The sequence below is a fragment of the Micromonospora sp. NPDC049891 genome (assembly GCF_040660295.1).
In the GTDB taxonomy this organism is placed as follows: domain Bacteria; phylum Actinomycetota; class Actinomycetes; order Mycobacteriales; family Micromonosporaceae; genus Micromonospora.
This window is the reverse complement of record NZ_JBFAML010000024.1, coordinates 23356-40984: the sequence shown is the minus strand read 5'-3', so window position 1 is coordinate 40984 and position 17629 is coordinate 23356. Positions and strand designations below refer to the sequence as shown.

The window sequence follows — 17629 nt, the reverse complement described above, 5'->3', positions numbered from 1 at the left end:
AATGACCGGTGACGGACCTGGCGTCCGATCTGATGCTCAGTGACCGTGCTATAGGCGTTGCTGCCCCACAGGCCGTTTCGCCCGTTTCGATGCCGAGTCAGTCGAACTCGCCCAGCTCCGCCCGCCGGTAATGGTCGATCTTGAAGTCGAGCACCTTGAGGTCCTCCTCCAACTCGGCCATCCGGTCCAGCACCCGGACCCGATGCTCCTCGAACAGCGCCCGCCGGGCGCCGAGCGTGCCGTCACCCTGTCGGGCCAGCTCGACGTAGCGACGCATGTCGCGTACCGGCATGCCGGTACGACGCAGCCGGGTCAGCAGCAGCAACCAGTTGACGTCCTGCGGAGTGTAGCGACGCCGACCGGCCGAATCCCGGCCCACCGGCGCCACCAGGCCCTCCTGCTCGTACCAACGCAACGTGTGGGTGGTCAGGCCGACCCGGTGGGCCGCCTCGCTGACGGTGAAGGTCGGCTCCCGCGTACCGATGTCCATTCCTCGAGGGTCCCAGCACCGACCGGTTCGGCGCGACCCCGCGCCGCGCCCTTGCCGAACCGGCGGTATTTCACCTACCGTTGATTTCAACAGACGATGAATTAGGGAGGTGGACGATGGCGGACGCGATCGCCGTCCAGGACCTGGTCGTGGACCGGGGCGGACGGCGGGTGCTGCACGGGATCGACGCCACGGTGCCGCGCGGCTCGGTGACCGGTCTGCTCGGGCCGAGCGGCAGCGGCAAGACCACGCTCATGCGCGCGGTCGTCGGAGTGCAGGTGATCGCCGCCGGCACGGTGACGGTGCTCGGGGCCCCGGCCGGTTCACCGGCGCTGCGCCACCGGGTGGGTTACCTGACCCAGGCGCCCAGCGTCTACGCCGACCTGACGGTGCGGGAGAACGCCCGCTACTTCGCCGCGCTGCACGGCCGCGACCGGGCCGAGGCCGACCGCGCGGTGGCCGACGTCGGACTGGCCTCGGCGGCGGGTCAACTGGTGGGCACCCTCTCCGGCGGGCAGCGCAGCCGGGCGTCGCTGGCCTGCGCGCTTGTCGGCGAGCCCGAGCTGATCGTGCTCGACGAGCCCACCGTCGGCCAGGATCCGGTGCTGCGGGCGGACCTCTGGGCCCGCTTCCACGCCCTGGCCGCGACCGGGACGACCCTGCTGGTGTCGAGTCACGTGATGGACGAAGCCGCCCGGTGCGACCGGTTGCTGCTCATCCGCGAGGGGCGGCTGATCGCCGACGACACGCCCGACGCCATCCGGGCCACCGCAGGGGTGGACGACCTCGACGAGGCGTTCCTGCGGCTGATCAGAGCCAGTCAGCCCGACCAGTCCGGGGAGGCGTGATGAACCCGCGCATTCTGTCCGCCACCGTCGCACGGATCCTGCGTCAGCTGCGCCACGACCGACGGACCGTCGCGCTGCTGGTGGCCGTGCCCACCGTGCTGCTCACCCTGGTCTACTACATGTACGCCGACCAGCCCGCGCCGCCCGGGCAACCGTCGTCCTTCGACCGGATCGCGCTGGTCATGCTCGGCTTCTTCCCGTTCATCATCATGTTCCTGGTGACCAGCATCGCGATGCTCCGCGAGCGGACCACCGGCACGCTGGAGCGGCTGCTCACCACCCCGCTGGCCAAGACCGACCTGCTCTTCGGGTACGGGATCGCGTTCGGGCTGGCCGGTGCGGTGCAGGCGGTCATCGCCTCGGCCGTCGCGTACTGGGTCTTCGGCCTGGAGACGGCCGGCAGCAGCGCCCTGGTCATCATGATCGCCGCGCTGAACGCGGTGCTCGCCGTCGCGCTCGGGCTGCTCTGCAGCGCCTTCGCCCGCACCGAGTTCCAGGCCGTACAGTTCATGCCGGTCGTGGTCGCGCCACAACTGCTGCTCTGCGGGCTGTTCGTGCCCCGCGACGAGATGGCCGGCTGGTTGCAGGCGGTAAGTGACGTGCTGCCCCTGTCGTACGCCGTCGAGGCTCTGCAGGAGGTCGGCGCGCACGCCGAACCGACCGGGACGATGTGGCGCGACGCGGCGATCGTCGCCGCCGCGGCGGTGCTCGCGCTGGTGCTCGCCGCGGCCACCCTGCGCCGGCGCAGCGGCTGACCGCAGCGTGCCTGCCCGGCGCGCGTGGACCGCGCCGCCGGGCAGGCACGGCCGTCGGGAAGGAGCGAGGGAGAGCGATGGTACGGCGCAGCGGACGGCGGCCCGGCAACCCCGGGACCCGGGAGACGATTCTCGACGCGGCCCGGGCCACCTTCGCCGAACGCGGATTCGACGCCAGCACCATCCGGGCCATCGCCGCCTCCGCCGGGGTCGACCCGGCCCTGGTGCACCACTACTTCGGCAACAAGGAACAGCTCTTCCTGGCCGCCATGCGGTTTCCGGTGGACCCCCGGGAGCTGCTGCCGAAAGTGCTCGCCGGTGACCGCGCCGCCCTCGGTGAGCGGCTGGTACGCATGTTCGTCACGGTGTGGGACTCGCCGGCCGGCGTCGCCGGGGTGGCCCTGCTGCGCTCCGCGGTCAGCAGCGAGTGGACCGCCCGGCTGCTGCGCGAGTTCCTCACCACCCAGGTGCTGCGGCGGGTCCTCGACCAGCTCGACGTCGACCCGGCCGAGGTGCCGCTGCGCGGGTCGCTGGTGGCCAGCCAGCTCGTCGGGCTGGCCCTGATGCGCTACGTGATCCGGCTGGAGCCGGTCGCCTCCGTCGCGCCGGAAACCCTGATCGCCATGGTCGGCCCGACCGTGCAGCGCTATCTCACCGGCGACCTTCCCGGTTGACCCCGCCAGGACCGGCGGGACCGCCGCTCAGCCCGCGCAGAACACCGGGTGCAGCAGCCGGGTCAGCTCGGCCTGGTCGGCCAGCCGTCGGCCGAAGGAGAGCCGGGCCCGTCGCCGGCCGCCCGGTCGGCCGAAGGTCACAAGCATCCCGTACCTGTCGATCCGCTCGACGCGCGGTGCGTGCTCGGCCGGACCGGCGGCCAGGCCGAGCTGCTGGCGCAGGTAGTCCGTCATCCGCTGGGCGTGTTCGTCGCCCAGGTGGCTGAGCAGCCCCGCCTCGACCGGGTGCAGCGGGTCCGGCTCGGCCTCGGCGTACGCCTGAGGGTCGATCCGGCGCAGGTCGCCGGCCCGGTGCCAACGCGCCTCGGCCACCTCGAAGCGGAACAGCCGGAAGCGGGTGCCGACGTCGAGCAGGTCACCGGTGGGCTCCACCGCGGCGAAGTCCACAGCACCGGCACGCGCCTCGTCGCCGGTCAACTGGCGCGCCCAGCCGGAGACCAGGGCCCGGCCGAGTGACGGTGCTCCGGCGGCGGGCGGCAGGTCGAGCACGTCGAGCACCACCGCGACGGCACGGTCGTCGGCGCCGGGACGCAGCGCCGCCGCGAGATCGCTCACCACCGGCACCAGCAGCAGCACCCGTCCCTCGGGGTCGGTGGCGTGACGCACGTGGTGCAGACCGGGCCGGCAGGCCAGGTGGACGAGGCCGGGCAACCGACCCGCCACCAGGGTCCGGACGATCTCAGCGGGGCTGGGCCGCATGACACGACCTCCTTTCAGGTTAGGCTTACCTAACTCGGAGGGTATGGCATCGGCCCCGCGCCGTCTACCGGGTCTGCTCAAGCCACGAGGCGTAGAGCAGGCCGTACACCGAATCCGGCTCCCGGATCAGCTCATCGTGCGAGCCACGCTGCACGACCCGCCCCCGGTCCACCACGATCACCTCGTCGGCGTTCTGCGCGGTCGAGAGCCGGTGCGCGATCGCCAGGGTGGTCCGGCCCCGGGTCACCGCGTCCAACGTCCGCTGCAACCGCACCTCGGTGGCCGGGTCCACCGCACTCGTCGCCTCGTCCAGCACCAGCAGGTCCGGGTCGGCCACGTACGCCCGGGCCAACGCCACCAACTGCCGCTCCCCCACGCTCAACGCCTCGCCACGCTCACCCACCCCGGTCGCCAGCCCGGCGGGCAGCCCGTCCAGCCAGTCGGCCAGACCCAGCTCGGTGAAAGCCGCGGTGAGCTGCTCATCGGTCAGCTCCGGACGGGCGAAGCGGACGTTGTCGGCCACCGTCGCGTCGAACAGGAAACCGTCCTGCGGAACCATCACCACGCGCGAACGCAGCGAGTCGAACCGCACGTCGGTGAGCGGCACCCCCGACAACAGCACCGCTCCCGCGGTCGGATCCATCAACCGGGTCACCAGCTTCGCGAAGGTCGTCTTGCCGCTGCCGGTCTCACCGACCACCGCCACCCGACTCTTCGCCGGAATCTCCAGGCTGATGTCGTGCAGCACCGTCGGGCCGCCCGGGTAGGCGAACCGCACCCCGCCGAAGCGGATGTCCAACGGCCCGTTCGGCAGCTCGCGCCCCTGCGAACCCGGATCCGCCACATCCGGTTCGACGTCCAGCACGTCGAGCACCCGACGCCAGCCGGCGATCGCGTTCTGCGCCTCGTTGAGCACCTCGGTGGCGATCTGCACCGGCTGGATGAAGAGCGTCACCAGGAACAGGAACGCGGTGACCTCACCGATGCTCAGCGTCCGGTCGGCACCCAGGAACACCCCGAGCACCACCACACCGGCCAACGCCAGCCCGGCGGCCAGCTCACCTACCGAGCTGCCGAGGATGCTGATCCGGATCGCCTTCTGCTGGGCCCGCCGTTGCCCGTCGATCGCCTCGTCCAGCCGCCGGGCGGTGCGCCCCGAGATGCCGTACGCCCGGATCACCGGCGCGCCGACCACGCTCTCACCGACCGCCGCCAGCAGGGCGCCGGTGCGCTGCCGGACCACCCCGTACGCCGCGGCGAGCCGCCGCTGGAGCAGCCGGATCAGCAGCACCGCCGGCCCGAAGGCGGCGAAGACCACAAGCGTCAACTGCCAGGAGTACGCCAGCATGACGGCCGTGGTGACCACCAGCTGGCCCAGGTTGACAAGCAGGATCACCCCACCCCACTGGAGGAACTGGGTGATCTGGTCGACGTCGCTGGTGACCCGGGAGACAAGCGAACCCCGCCGCTCCGACTGCTGGTGCAGCATCGACAGGTCGTGCACGTGCCGGAAGGCGCGTACCCGAACCCCCGCCAGCGCCGTCTCGCTGACCGTGAACAGTCGGCGCATCATCAGGTAGCCACAGGTCGTGGTCACCACCAGCACCGCCGCGGTGACCGACACGACCACGAACAACGCGTCCAGGTTCAACCCGCCGGCGATGCCCCGGTCGATGCCCTGCTGCACCGCCACCGGCACGGCCACCCGGCCGACCATGTACACGAGCGCCAGACCGAGCGTGCCGGCCAGCCCGACCCGTAGCTCCGGGGAGAGCGCCAGCCCCCGACGCAGCGTCCGCCACGTCGACTCGGCCGGCTCCGGCGCGTCGCTGACCGTCACCGAGCCCACGCTCACCGGTCCACCTCCAGTCCGGAGGTCATCGGGGTGACCTCGTCGTACGTGCGCTGCCGGTCGTGATCGACCTCGGCCTGCTCGTAGGCGGTGACGAGATCGGCGTAGCCCGGCACGGTGGCCAGCAGCGTGCTGTGGGTGCCCCGCGCCACCACCCGCCCCTGCTCCAGGTAGATGACCTCGTCGGCGAGGGCGATGGTGGCCCGCCGGTAGGCCACCACCAGGATCGACGCGCCCGGGCCGCCGCCGGCCGAGGAGCGCAGCCCGGCCAGGATGGCGGCCTCCACCCGGGGGTCGACAGCGCTCGTCGCGTCGTCGAGCACCAGCAGGCGGGGGCGGCCCGCCAGCGCCCGGGCGAGGGTGAGGCGCTGCCGCTGGCCGCCGGAGAGCGAGGTACCCCGCTCACCGACCATGGTGTCCAGCCCGTCGGGCAGGGCGGCGACGAACCCGTCGGCCTCGGCCAGCCGCAGCGCGGCCCAGACGGCCTCGTCGTCGACGCCGGGACGGTCCAGCGAGACGTTGGCCCGGACGGTGTCGTCGAAGACGAACGGCACCTGGGCGACCAACGCGGCCGTGCCGGCGAGCACGTCTGCGGCCAGGTCCCGGACGTCCACGCCGTCGATGCTGACCGTGCCCGACTGCGGATCGACAAGCCGGACCGCCAACGCGGTGACCGTGGACTTGCCGGCGCCGGTCGGCCCGACCAGGGCCACCGTCTTTCCGGCCGGCACGGTGAAGGACACCTCGCCCAGCACCTCGGCGCCGGGCAGGTGCGCCTCGGCGGGCTCGTAGGCGAATCCCACGTCGGCGAAGGTGAGCGTGGCCGGCGTCGTCACGGCCGGGTCCGGCCGGGTCTCGCCGTACGGCATCTCGCCGGTGGCGTCGAGCACCCGGCGGATCCGGTCCCAGCCGGCGACGCTGCGCGGCAGTTCAGCCAGCACCCAGCCGATGGCCCGCACCGGGAAGGCCAGCACGGTGAAGAGGAAGGCCACGCTGACCAGCTCGGACACCTCGATGGCCCCCTGCCGCAGCCGGTACGCACCGACCACCAGCACCGCGAGGGTGCCGAGACTGGGCAGCGTCTCCAGCATCGGGTCGAAGATGCCCCGCAGCCGGCCGACCGAGATCAGCGCGTCGCGCAACTGGCCGGCCCGGGCGGCGAACCGGGCGGTCTCCTGAGCCTCGCGACCCATCGTCTTGACCACCAGGGCGCCGTCGAAGCTCTCGTGCGCGATGCCGCTGACCTCGGCGCGCAGCCGTTGCGCCAGCGCCTGACGCGGGGCCATCCGACGGGAGTACGCCACGTTGAGCGCGAACAGGGCCGGGAAGACGGCCAGCCCGACCAGCGCCAGTGCCCAGTCGACGGCGAACAGCGACGCCACGGCACCGACAAGCATCACGAGCGTGCCCACCGCGAACGGCAGCGGCGCGATCGGCTGCCAGGCGGCCTCGACGTCGGAGTTGGCGTTGGACAGCAGCGTGCCTGTCGCGTTGCGGTGGTGCCAGGACAGCGGCAGCTCCAGGTAACGCCGGGTGACCCGGCGGCGGTAGGCGGCCTGAAGGCGGAACTGCATGTAGCCGGCGCCCAGTCGCCGACCGAAGATGCCGACCACCCGCAGCACGCTCAGCCCGAGCAGCGCCGTGGCGGCCAGCGCCAGCGCGCCCACCGCCACCGACCCGCTCTCGACGGCCGGCACCACCACGTCGCCGACCACCGCGCCGACCACGAACGCGCTGGCGACCACCATCAGGCCGAACAGCACGCTGCCGGACACCGCGACCGCGAAGATCCTCGGCTGTTCCCGGATGGCCCGCCCGAGGACGGTCAGCCCGCGACCGAGCACGTCCCGACTAGTCCCGCTCGCCACATTCTCCCCCGCCGTAAGCCGCCATAATCCTCCCTCATCCTTACCGCTGCGCGCCGGGTACGCCGACCCACGGTGATATGTCCGACGTCACCCTGGGGCCCGATCGACAGGCTCGCCGCGCTCGGCACGCGACCTCGCCCGCACCGGCTTACGATCACTGTCATGTCGCGGTACGCCCGATCGGAGCGCGAGGCGCTCACCGAGCTGATGTCCACCCTGGGCCCCGACGCCCCGACCCTCAACGAGGGCTGGACGACTCGTGACCTCGCCGCGCACCTGGTGGTCCGGGAGCGCCGGCCGGACGCCGCGACGGGCATCTTCCTGCCACCGCTGAGCGGGTACGCCGAGCGGGTGCGGCGCCAGGTCGCCGCCCTCGACTGGACCGAGCTGCTCGGCCAGGTGCGACGTCCTCCGCTGTGGAGCCCGGTGAGCAACCCGCTGACCGACGAGCTGACCAACACGCTTGAGTTCTTCATCCATCACGAGGACGTACGCCGCGCCCAGCCCGGCTGGCAGCCCCGTGAGGTGCCGGCGGGGTTGGAGCGGGCGCTGTGGCGTCGGGTGTCGGCCCTCGGCCGGCTGGCCCTGCGCCGCTTCCCCGCCCAGTTGCTGGTCCAGGCGCCGGGCCACGGCGAGGTGGCCACCGGCCGTGGCGGTGAACCGTTGCGGCTGGTCGGCACGCCCGGTGAGCTGGCCTTGTTCCTGTCCGGTCGGCAACGCGCGGCGCGGGTGCAACTCGATGGCACCCCGGCCTCGGCCGATCGGCTTCGCACCGCCAACCTGGGCTTCTAACCCTCTGTGCGGAACCGGTCACGGCGAAATCCGAAACGTTACTCGACTCATCGACCGGCCGCCATCCCTGCTCCCGTACTCTGACCGCGCCGCCTCGTGGGGGGGCGGCGACAGGGAGCGCGATGCGAAGCTTTGTGGTCTCGGCCCTGCGAGAGCCACCGTTCGCCGGCCTCCGGCACGGTGACACCGAGCGCGTGGCCCGGGAGAGCGCGGACTGGGCGCAGGACTTGGGGCTGATCAGTAACGGGCAGCGGCTGCAGCGGGCGGACGCCGCCGGGCTCGCCGGTCGGGCCTGCCCGCAGGCTCCGCTGGAGCGTCTGCGCCTGCTGACCGACCTGATCTCCTGGCTGTTCGTGATGGACGACGCCTGCGACGAGGACGGACTGGGTGCCGAGCCTACCCGGCTCGCGCCGACCGTGGCCGCGCTGCTGGACGTGCTGGACCGCCAGGGCGCGCCGGGTCCGGTGCCGCCCGGCGCCGCCGGGACGCTGGCTCTCGGCCTGGCCGACCTGTGCCAGCGGGTGCGTGGGCACCGGCGCCCGGCCGTGCTGCTGCGGTTCGTCGCCGGGATGCGCGAGTACCTGCTCGCGCTGCTGTGGGAGGCGGCCAACCGGGAGCACGAGCGGGTCCCACCTGTCGACGAGTACGTCCAGATGCGCCGGCACACCGGTGCCGTCTACCCCAGCCTGACCCTGACCGACCTGGCCCTGGACGGCTTTCCGCCGGCCGTCCGCCGAGCCGACCCCGGTTGGGCCACGCTGGAGATGCTCGCCGCCGATCTGATCTGCTGGTGCAACGATGTCTTCTCCTACCGCAAGGAACACCAGGGCGGGCCGGACGCGCACAATCTGATCACGGTGCTGACCAGGGAGACCGGCGACGAGTCGGTGGCGCTGCGGGCCGCCGCCGACCGCTTCAACGATCGGCTCGGCGCCTACCTGGCGGCCGAGACCGACCTGCTGGCCAGCCACGGCGACGCGGTGCGTCCGGCGCTGGACACCCGGCGGAACTGGATCCGGGCCACCTACGACTGGTCACGGGCGGCAGCGCGCTATTCGTGAGACGACCGTTCCAATTAGCGGGAATGGGCTGGTCGATGATCGTCAGGGCTAGCCGACGCCCAGGGACAGGCAATACCCTTCGGTAACGAACACCGACCGTGACGACCGTCACGCCTCCACCCCCGAAGGCGGCTACAGCGATGGCTCTCGATGTACCGTACAGCTCCATTCCTGACATGTTCCTCAAGCGCGTGGCGGCGACCCCCGAACGCCACGCTTTCGCCCACCCCGGCCCCGACGGACCGGTCTGGCTGACCTGGGAACAGGTCTCCCAGCGGGCCAAGGCGATCGCCGCCGGCCTGCACGGGCTGGGCGTCGGTCAGGAGGACCGGGTCGCGATCCTGGCGAACACCCGCCTCGAATGGGTGATCGCCGACTTCGGCATCATGTGCGCCAGCGGCGCCACGACCACGGTCTACCCGACCACGGAGCCCGAGGACGCCACCTACATCATCTCCGACTCCGGCTCCAAGGTGCTGTTCGCGGAGAACCCGGACCAGGCGGCGAAGATCGCCGGGGCGCAACTGCCCGCGCTGACCCACGTGGTCCTCTTCGACGGTGCCACCGACCCGTCCGCTGCCGTGCCCCAGCTGACCCTCGCCCAACTGGAGGAGCAGGGTGCCCAGCGACTCGCCGAGGACCCGGAGCTGATCGAGCGCCTGGTCGCCGGTATCGGCCCGGACCACCTGGCCACCCTGATCTACACCTCCGGCACCACCGGCCGTCCCAAGGGCGTCGAGCTGCTGCACGGCGGCTGGTGCTGGGAGGGTGTGGCACAGGAGGCGGTCGGGCTGCTCCGCGAGGACGACCTGCAGTACCTCTGGCTGCCGCTGTCCCACTCGTTCGGCAAGACGCTGCTCTGCGGCGCCACCCACGTCGGCCTGCCCACGTACGTGGACGGCCGGGTCGACAAGCTCGTCGAACTGCTCTCGGTGGTCCGCCCGACGCTGATGTGCGGCGCACCCCGCGTCTACGAGAAGGTCTACAACAAGTCGGTCACCACCGCGCAGGACGCCGGCGGGGCGAAGGCCAAGATCTTCGCCTGGGCGGTCGGCGTCGGCAAGGAGAAGGTCGCCCTGGAGCAGGCCGGCAAGCCGGTGCCGGGCGGGCTGAAGCTCAAGTACACGGTGGCCGAGAAGCTGGTCTTCAGCAAGCTCCAGGCCCGGCTCGGCGGCCGGATCCGGGTGCTGGTCTCCGGTGCCGCCCCGCTCAGCCCGGAGATCGCCACCTTCTTCGCCGCGGCGAACCTGCCGATCTCCGAGGGTTACGGGCTGACCGAGACGAGCGCGGGCAACTTCGTCAACCCGCCTGACGGGCTGCGGATCGGCACCGTCGGCAAGGCCATGGGTGACCTCGAGTGCCGCATCGACACCGACGGCGAGATCCTGCTCAAGGGCCGGCCGGTGATGCGGGGCTACCACAACCTGCCCGAGGAGACCGCCGCCGCGTTCACCGAGGACGGCTTCTTCCGTACCGGTGACATCGGCAGCCTCGACGACGACGGCTACCTGCGCATCACCGACCGCAAGAAGGACCTGGTCAAGACCTCTGGTGGCAAGTACGTCGCGCCGTCGCACATCGAGGGCATGTTCAAGGCCACCTGCCCGTACACCTCGCAGGCCGTGGTCATCGGTCAGGCCCGCAACTACTGCACCATGCTTGTGACGCTGGATCCGGACGCAATCACCGGATGGGCGGCCGGCACCCCGCTGGAGGGGCGCCCGTACGCCGAGATCGTCGCCTCCCCCGAGGCCCAGGCCATGGTGGAGGAGTACGTCGCCCAGCTCAACCAGAAGCTGAACCGCTGGGAGACCATCAAGAAGGTCACCATCCTGCCGCGTGACCTGACCATCGAGGACGGCGAGATCACCCCGTCGCTGAAGATCAAGCGCCGTGGGGTGGAGAACAACTTCTCCGACGAGATCGACAAGATGTACGTCGGCACCGTCGCCGAGATCTGATCGACGGTCATCCCCCGGCCCCGTACCTGCGCCAGGTGCGGGGCCGGTGCCGGTGCCCGGTTCCCCGCGCCGCGGGGTCGGTGTCACAGCCGGCGGCGGAACACGTTCGCCTCGTCCTCCAGGGCGACCTGCTCCTCCAGGGCCAGGCACCGCACCCGTCGGCGCACCAGGCGGTCCCGCCCGACCTGCACCAGCACCAGCACGACGAAGACCGTGCCGACCAGGGTCAGGTCGGCCAGGCTCGGCAACGACAGCAGTGCCGGCGCCGAGACCGCCAGCACGCCGGCACCTACCAGCGGCCGGCGGGGCAGGCGATGGAACATGCGCCACTGCATGGCGACCAATGCCAGCAGGTAGAGCACCAGCCCGCCGTAGAGCGAGAGCAGTTCCAACCCGCCGAAGGTGTCCTGGTCGGGCAGCACGGCGGGGTCGGTGAGGCGGGCGAGCATGCGCTTGATCCCGAGGGCGAAGAAGATGATTCCGACGATCAACGGCAGGTGCAGGTAGGTGTACACGTCCCGGACCAGGGGGATCCGCTCCGGCCCCCGCACGCCGTGCAGGTGCTGCTCCATGGCGAGGGCGAGGGTGTCGAAGTAGAGCCACCACAGGGCGAAGATGATGCTGAGGGTGACACCCGCCGCGTAGATGGCCCACCAGCTGATCGGCCGTCCGGTGCGCTCCGCCGCACCCAGGCCAAGGGCGATCACCGACTCACCCAGCGCGACGAGCACGATCAGTCCGTGCCGCTCGGCCAGATGCCCGGCCGAGCGCACCTGCCAGGTGGTGCGGATCAGCAGGAGGGCAATGGTGTACTCGAACGACAACGCCACCATCCACAGCCCGAGCCGCACACCCAGCGCCACCCTTTCACCGAAGAGCATGTCGGGCAGCACGGCGGCGATCAGGATGAGCACCGCGCCGCCCGTCGCCGGTAGGGTCAGCAGCACCGCCCGGCGGCGTGACGACACGGTCACGCCCGCCCAGAAGGCCACGATCTTGATGAGCCAGGTGAGCAGGTAGGCCGTGGCGAACACCAGCGGGCCGACCAGACCGCCCGGCTCGTCGTAGAACGCCACATCGGTGGTGAGGGCCAGCACGAAGATTGACGCCATGACGCCGAAGCCGACCGCAGGCATGATCCCCTGGTCGGCACGGACGAGATTGCCGAGTGCGGCGAAGCCGGTCCAGCACGACCAGAGCAACGCCAGCACGAGGAGTATCTCGATCAGGGCCACCGCGGTCAGTTGCTCGGAGGTCAAGGTGGTGACGTTGAGGAAGGCGAAGACGAAGACCACGTCGTAGAAGAGTTCGAGCCGGGTCACCCGGGTGCCCGGCCGTCCCCAGCTGACCAGATCGGATCTGCCGCCGGTGCCCACCCCGGCAGTGTGCCAAGGATGATGACAGGCCCGGGGATGTTTGATCGAACCCCGGAAATGGGGTCCGGCCGCCAGTCACAGGTGGCGCCCCCGCCAGGTGGTCTGCTCGGCCTCGGTGGCGAGCTGTTCCGCCAGCGCCACCTCACGCACCCGGCGACGCAGCCCCGCGTCCACAGTCGTCTGCACCACCACCGTGGCCAGCACGACCACCGTCAGCAACCCCAGCGCGGCCAGTTCCGGCAACCGGGCGGCGACCGGTGACAGCGCCCCCAGCAGGACGACACAGGCGAGCGTCGGCCACCGGGACAGCCGCAGCACCCGCCAGCCCAGCACCACCAGGGTTAGCAGGTACACGCCCACCCCGCCGTACAGGACCAGCAGATCGAACCCGGGCAGGCGAGCACCGCCGAACGGGACGTCCGGCTCGGCGGTTCCGTCGAGCAGCCCCTTGAGGCCGAGGGCGAGCAGGACCGGGCCGGCGACCAACGGCAGGTGCAGATAGGTGTACGCGTCCCGGGCCAGCACCGCCCGGACCAACGGATCCCGGGTCCGGTGCAGCGCCTGCTCCAGGGCCAGTGCGAAGGTGTCGAAGTACGCCCACCACAACCCCGCCACCACCGCCACACCGCAGGTCGCCGCGATGATCACCGACCAGCTCAGCGGCAGTTCGGCGGCGAATCCGGTGCCAAGCCCCAGCGCGATGATCGTCTCGCCGAGGGCCACCAGCACGATCTGGGCGTGCCGCTCCGCCCAGTGACCGGCCGACATCACCGTCCAACCACTGCCGCGCAGCGACAGCGCGGCCGTGTAGTCGACCGCGAGCGCGGCGAGCCACAGCAGCAGCCGCAGGCCGATCTCCCCGGGCTCGCTGGCCAGCCGCTGCGGCACCAACGCGGCACCGAGGACCAGCACGCCGACGACCAGCCCACGACCCATCACTAACAGGAAGCGGCGGCGCAGCTCGCGATCACCGCGGGCCAGCCAACCGAAGACCGCCACCGGCACGGCGCGGACGATGAAGTAGCAGACGGCGAAGACAAGTGGACCGGGCAGCCCGCCGAGGCTGCCGCGGAACGCCTGCGGCATGGCGAGGATGAACACGAACGCGGCAGCCATCGTGGTGAACGCGACGAACGGCAGGACACCCTGATCGGTGCGGACCACGTTGCCGAGCGCGGCGAATCCGGCCCACGCCCACCAGAGCAGGGCCATCACGATCAGCCCCTGCGCCAGGCCGCGCGAGGTGGGGTTCGCCGCGGTGAGCGAGGTGACCTTGATGAAGGCGAAGACGAAGACCAGGTCGTAGAAGAGCTCCAGGCGGGTGGTGCGGGATCCCGGGGCACCGGGTCGCACCCCGCGTGACCACCGCACCCCGCTGACGCCCTCCACCCCGGCAGTCTGCCCGCCGTCGGCGGCCGGCCACTGCGGATCGGCGGGATCGGCCCGGTCCGCACCGGCCACCTGCCGTAGGTGTTGCTGTCGTTGTCACACGCCGGCTACCCGCTCGGGCTCCGGCTCAGGCGATGACGCTCGGCTCCCGCCAGCGGGGCTGCCCCGCCCGGTCCAGGTCGTAACGAACCGCCGCGATCCGCCCGACGGCCTCGACCAGGTCGGTGGCCGGCAGGGTGAACGGCAGCCGCAGGAAACGCTCCAGGGTGCCGTCGAGGCCGAAGCGCGGCCCGGGTGCCAGGCGTACGCCGACCTCCTCGGCGGCCCGCGCCAGGGCGCTGGAGATCGGCCCGTCCAGCTCGGCCCAGAGCGTCACCCCGCCGCGCGGCACGGTGACCCGCCACTCCGGCAGCCGGGCGGCCAGCGCGCCGAGCAACGCGTCACGTTGCACGGCCAGTTGTGCCCGCCGGGCGGCGACGATGGCCGGCGCCACGTCCAGCAGGTGCACCGCGACCAGCTGGTCCAGCACCGGGCTGGACATGTCGACACCCACCCGCGCCGCGGCCAGCCGCTGCACCTGCGGCGCCGAGGTGCGGATCCAGCCGATCCGCAGCCCGCCCCAGAACGGCTTGCTCATGCCGCCGACGCTGACCACCCGGGAGTGTCGGTCGAAGCTCGCCGTCGGCGGTGGCAGCTCGGTCCCGTCCAGCGGCAGGTCCACGAACGATTCGTCGATCACGAGATCAGTGCCGACCGCGTGCGCCGTGGCCACCAGCCGTTCCCGCAGCTCGGCCGGCATCAGGTGCCCGGTCGGGTTCTGGAAGTCGGGGATCAGGTAGCCGACCCGGGGGCGCACCTGCCGCAGCGTGCCCAGCAGCAGGTCCGCATCCCAGCCGCCCGCGTCGGTGGCCAGGCCGTAGGTGGTGATCCGGGCCCGCCGGGCGGCGAGTGCCGCGAGCGCGTTGGGGTAGCTCGGCGACTCGACAAGCACCCCGCCGCCCGGCGCGAGCGCCAACCGCAGCACCAGGTCCAGGGCATGCTGCGTGCCGTTGGTGACCATGATCTGGTCGGGCGAGGTGGGCAGGCCCCGCTCGGTGTACCGCTGGGCGACCGCCTCCCGCAGCTCGATGATCCCGATCGGGTGGTATCCGGCACCGTTGAGGTAGCGGGGCAGATCCTCCGCCGCCGCTCGGGCCGCCGGCAGCAGCTCCGGCGGGGCGGCCAACGCCGCCACCCCGAGGTCGAGCATGTCCCGGTCGTCCAGCGGGATCCAGAGCCCGTTGGGCGCCACCCGGTGCGTCCCCGGCAGCATCGTCCAGCTTCCGGCGCCCCGCCGGCTGGCCAGATGCCCGCTGTCGCGCAGCTCGCGGTACGCGGCCGTGACTGTGGTACGGCTGATCCGCAGCGCCTCGGCCAGGTCCCGTTCGGCCGGCAGACGTACGCCGAGGGGTAGCCGCCCATCGGCGAGCAGACCGCGTACCGCCCCGGCCAGCGCGGCGTAGTCGGGGCTGCGTCGCCGACCGGGCAGGGCGTGCCACTGCCCGAGCAGCCGGGCCAATTGGACCCCGCGCACCTGACTTACCATAGCCACTCTCCCAATATTGGCTCTATCGCGACGCCAATTGGCACCTACAGTGGCATGCGTGGCAATGATTGGCAACCTCCGGCACCGACCGGTCCGACGGCTGACGCACCTGTTCGTCGGGCTCGTCCTCTACGGCTTCAGCATGGCCCTGATGATCCGCTCCGGGCTGGGGCTGAACCCGTGGGACGTCTTCCACCAGGGGTTGTCCCGGCTGACCGGGCTGAGCATGGGCACCATGGTCATCGCGGTGGGCGCGCTGGTGCTGCTGGCCTGGATCCCACTGCGCCAACGCCCCGGCCTCGGCACCGTCGCCAACGTCGTGGTGATCGGCGTGGCGGTCGACGCGACCCTGGCCCTGCTGCCACCCGGGGGGCCACTCCCGCTGCGGATCGTGCTGCTGGTCGCCGGGATCGTCGGCAACGGCGCGGCCACCGCGCTCTACCTCGGCGCCCGACTCGGGCCCGGCCCCCGCGACGGGCTGATGACCGGCCTGGTCGCCCGCCATCCTGGTCGGTCGCTACGCCTGATCCGCACCGTCATCGAGGTCGGCGTGCTGGCCGTGGGAGCGGTGCTCGGCGGTACGGTCGGCATCGGCACCGTCGCCTACGCACTGGCCATCGGACCACTGGCCCAACTGTTCCTGCCCCTGTTCGACGTCGCCGAACCGAACCCACCGGCAGCGGAACGGATCGAGCCGGCTCCGGCCACCTGACGGCCACCCAGCGCCACCGCTCCATACCGGATCGGATGCGCCCCGTCCACCCGCATCGACTGTCGGCAATCATGATGCCACTCACTGTCGCAGTGCGGCGGCCGGTGTTTTCCTGAAGGCGGGTCGCCCGGCAGAATCTCCGCATGGGGGACAACGCCTGGCGTCGCACCGACGCATGGATCTTCGTCTCGCTGGTGATCGCCAGCGGCGCCGGACGCCACCGACGGTCCACGACCACCCGCCGTCCTGAGGGAGTACGCCTCGCCGACGTGCTCTCCACAGCCGACCACCTCGACCAGAGCATCCCCGAACGGCACGACATCGAGGCGGCGATCCGCCGGTTGCTCGGTGCCGGGCTGGTCGACGTCTCCGACGGCTGGTTCCGGATCACCCCGGACGGCGAGCACCTGTGGCGCTCCCGACCCAGCGCCGGACTGGCCACCACCGTCGACACGGTGCAGGGCGTGCTCGCCCGCCGGCACGCCCCGGGCACCGCGGACTGGCACCTCGACGAGCAGGAGCACACCGCCGCCGTGCAGGAGTACCTGGTGCGTTCGATCCCGATGCCCCGGCGCTCGCCGGAGGGGCACTCCGGCCGCGACTGACCGCCCAGCCATCGAGGGCGGCGGACCAGGACGCTCACCGCCGACCGGGGCGGCCGGGTCGCAGCGCCCCCGACGGGCGTCAGCGCACCGGGTGACCGGCGCCGCGCAGCACGTCCTTGACCTCCGCCACGGTCAGCTCACCGAAGTGGAACACACTGGCGGCCAGCACCGCGTCGGCGCCGGCGCCGATCGCCGGAGGGAAGTGGGCCGCTTCCCCCGCACCCCCGCTGGCCACCACCGGAACGTCGACGACCCGGCGCACCGCGCCGATGAGTTCGAGATCGAAACCGGCCTTCGTGCCGTCGGCGTCCATCGAGTTGAGCAGGATCTCACCCGCGCCCAGTTCCGCGCCGCGCCGCGCCCACTGCACGGCGTCCAGCCCGGTGCCACGCCGGCCGCCGTGGGTGGTCACCTCGAAGCCGCTTTCGGTGCCGCCCGCCGGTGCCCGCCGCACGTCGAGCGAGAGCACCAGCACCTGCCGACCGAACCGCTCCGCGATCTCGGCGAGCAGCTCCGGCCGGGCGATCGCCGCCGTGTTCACCCCGATCTTGTCGGCGCCCGCGCGCAGCAGGGTGTCCACGTCCGCCACCGTCCGCACGCCGCCGCCGACGGTCAGCGGGATGAACACCGACTCCGCCGTACGCCGGACCACGTCGAGCATGGTGCCCCGGTCGCTGGCGGAGGCGGTGACGTCGAGGAAGGTCAACTCGTCGGCACCCGCGCGGTCGTACGCGGCAGCGAGCTCGACGGGGTCGCCCGCGTCCCGCAGGTCGAGGAAGTTGACGCCCTTGACCACCCGACCCGCGTCCACGTCGAGACAGGGGATCACCCGCACCGCCACCGTCATGTGCCGAGCCTATCGCCGCCGGTACGACGCCTGCCGGCCCCACGGCGTGCGCCGC

General features: G+C 71.9%; 16 protein-coding genes. 8 read left to right on the top strand and 8 right to left on the bottom strand.

Annotated elements, in window-relative coordinates; translation table 11 throughout:
- Window positions 1–97 precede the first annotated feature (97 nt).
- Window positions 98–490 carry a MerR family transcriptional regulator gene (locus AB0I71_RS25005; protein ID WP_357588533.1) on the bottom strand — a complete coding sequence of 131 codons (393 nt, stop codon included), beginning with the start codon at window positions 488–490 and terminating at the stop codon, window positions 98–100.
- A 116-nt stretch (window positions 491–606) separates the two neighbouring features.
- Here AB0I71_RS25005 and AB0I71_RS25000 point away from each other — a divergent pair, with 116 nt between their 5' ends.
- From AB0I71_RS25000 to AB0I71_RS24990, 3 genes are all read left to right on the top strand, one after another.
- Window positions 607–1338: an ABC transporter ATP-binding protein gene (locus tag AB0I71_RS25000; RefSeq protein ID WP_357588531.1), complete on the top strand. Its 732-nt coding sequence runs from the start codon at window positions 607–609 to the stop codon at window positions 1336–1338.
- Complete coding sequence (locus AB0I71_RS24995; RefSeq protein WP_357588529.1) at window positions 1338–2093, top strand: ABC transporter permease; 756 nt, start codon at window positions 1338–1340, stop codon at window positions 2091–2093. Before AB0I71_RS25000 ends, AB0I71_RS24995 begins: the two co-directional genes overlap by 1 nt.
- Before the next feature lie 77 nt (window positions 2094–2170).
- On the top strand, window positions 2171–2767 hold the full coding sequence (locus AB0I71_RS24990; RefSeq protein ID WP_357588527.1) for a TetR family transcriptional regulator: 597 nt from the start codon (window positions 2171–2173) through the stop codon (window positions 2765–2767).
- Between the two features lie 27 nt (window positions 2768–2794).
- Here the strand turns inward: AB0I71_RS24990 and AB0I71_RS24985 are convergent, their stop codons facing one another.
- The 3 genes from AB0I71_RS24985 to AB0I71_RS24975 form a co-directional block, all read right to left on the bottom strand.
- Complete coding sequence (locus tag AB0I71_RS24985) at window positions 2795–3526, bottom strand: DUF2470 domain-containing protein (protein ID WP_357588525.1); 732 nt, start codon at window positions 3524–3526, stop codon at window positions 2795–2797.
- A 64-nt stretch (window positions 3527–3590) separates the two neighbouring features.
- Complete coding sequence (locus tag AB0I71_RS24980; RefSeq protein WP_357588626.1) at window positions 3591–5366, bottom strand: ABC transporter ATP-binding protein; 1776 nt, start codon at window positions 5364–5366, stop codon at window positions 3591–3593.
- Between the two features lie 11 nt (window positions 5367–5377).
- Window positions 5378–7246 carry an ABC transporter ATP-binding protein gene (locus AB0I71_RS24975; protein WP_357588523.1) on the bottom strand — a complete coding sequence of 623 codons (1869 nt, stop codon included), beginning with the start codon at window positions 7244–7246 and terminating at the stop codon, window positions 5378–5380.
- A 162-nt stretch (window positions 7247–7408) separates the two neighbouring features.
- Between AB0I71_RS24975 and AB0I71_RS24970 the strand changes: the two genes are divergently transcribed.
- The 3 genes from AB0I71_RS24970 to AB0I71_RS24960 all read left to right on the top strand — a co-directional run bounded on the left by AB0I71_RS24970 (window position 7409) and on the right by AB0I71_RS24960 (window position 11060).
- Window positions 7409–8038, top strand: coding sequence for a TIGR03085 family metal-binding protein (locus tag AB0I71_RS24970; RefSeq protein ID WP_357588521.1), 630 nt, complete (start codon window positions 7409–7411; stop codon window positions 8036–8038).
- Between the two features lie 122 nt (window positions 8039–8160).
- Window positions 8161–9099, top strand: coding sequence for a terpene synthase (locus AB0I71_RS24965; RefSeq protein ID WP_357588519.1), 939 nt, complete (start codon window positions 8161–8163; stop codon window positions 9097–9099).
- A gap of 140 nt (window positions 9100–9239) precedes the next feature.
- Window positions 9240–11060, top strand: a complete 1821-nt coding sequence (locus AB0I71_RS24960) for a long-chain fatty acid--CoA ligase (protein WP_357588517.1) — start codon at window positions 9240–9242, stop codon at window positions 11058–11060.
- Window positions 11061–11143: 83 nt separating this feature from the next.
- Here AB0I71_RS24960 and AB0I71_RS24955 read toward each other — a convergent pair whose 3' ends face one another.
- From AB0I71_RS24955 to AB0I71_RS24945, 3 genes are all read right to left on the bottom strand, one after another.
- Window positions 11144–12436, bottom strand: coding sequence for a low temperature requirement protein A (locus AB0I71_RS24955; protein ID WP_357588515.1), 1293 nt, complete (start codon window positions 12434–12436; stop codon window positions 11144–11146).
- 75 nt (window positions 12437–12511) lie between these two features.
- Window positions 12512–13825 (bottom strand): low temperature requirement protein A, encoded by a 1314-nt coding sequence (locus AB0I71_RS24950; protein ID WP_357588624.1) that lies wholly within the window; start codon window positions 13823–13825, stop codon window positions 12512–12514.
- A gap of 127 nt (window positions 13826–13952) precedes the next feature.
- The gene (locus tag AB0I71_RS24945; RefSeq protein WP_357588622.1) at window positions 13953–15410 is read right to left on the bottom strand and encodes a PLP-dependent aminotransferase family protein; all 1458 of its coding nucleotides are present in this window, start codon (window positions 15408–15410) and stop codon (window positions 13953–13955) included.
- A 58-nt stretch (window positions 15411–15468) separates the two neighbouring features.
- On the opposite strand from AB0I71_RS24945, the gene AB0I71_RS24940 reads away from it, so the two are divergent.
- On the top strand, window positions 15469–16122 hold the full coding sequence (locus AB0I71_RS24940; protein ID WP_357588513.1) for a hypothetical protein: 654 nt from the start codon (window positions 15469–15471) through the stop codon (window positions 16120–16122).
- Between the two features lie 143 nt (window positions 16123–16265).
- On the top strand, window positions 16266–16727 hold the full coding sequence (locus AB0I71_RS24935; RefSeq protein ID WP_357588511.1) for a hypothetical protein: 462 nt from the start codon (window positions 16266–16268) through the stop codon (window positions 16725–16727).
- Window positions 16728–16806: 79 nt separating this feature from the next.
- Here AB0I71_RS24935 and hisF read toward each other — a convergent pair whose 3' ends face one another.
- Entirely contained in the window at window positions 16807–17574 is a 768-nt protein-coding gene (hisF, locus tag AB0I71_RS24930; RefSeq protein ID WP_357588509.1) for an imidazole glycerol phosphate synthase subunit HisF, read from the bottom strand.
- Between the last annotated feature and the right edge of the window lie 55 nt (window positions 17575–17629).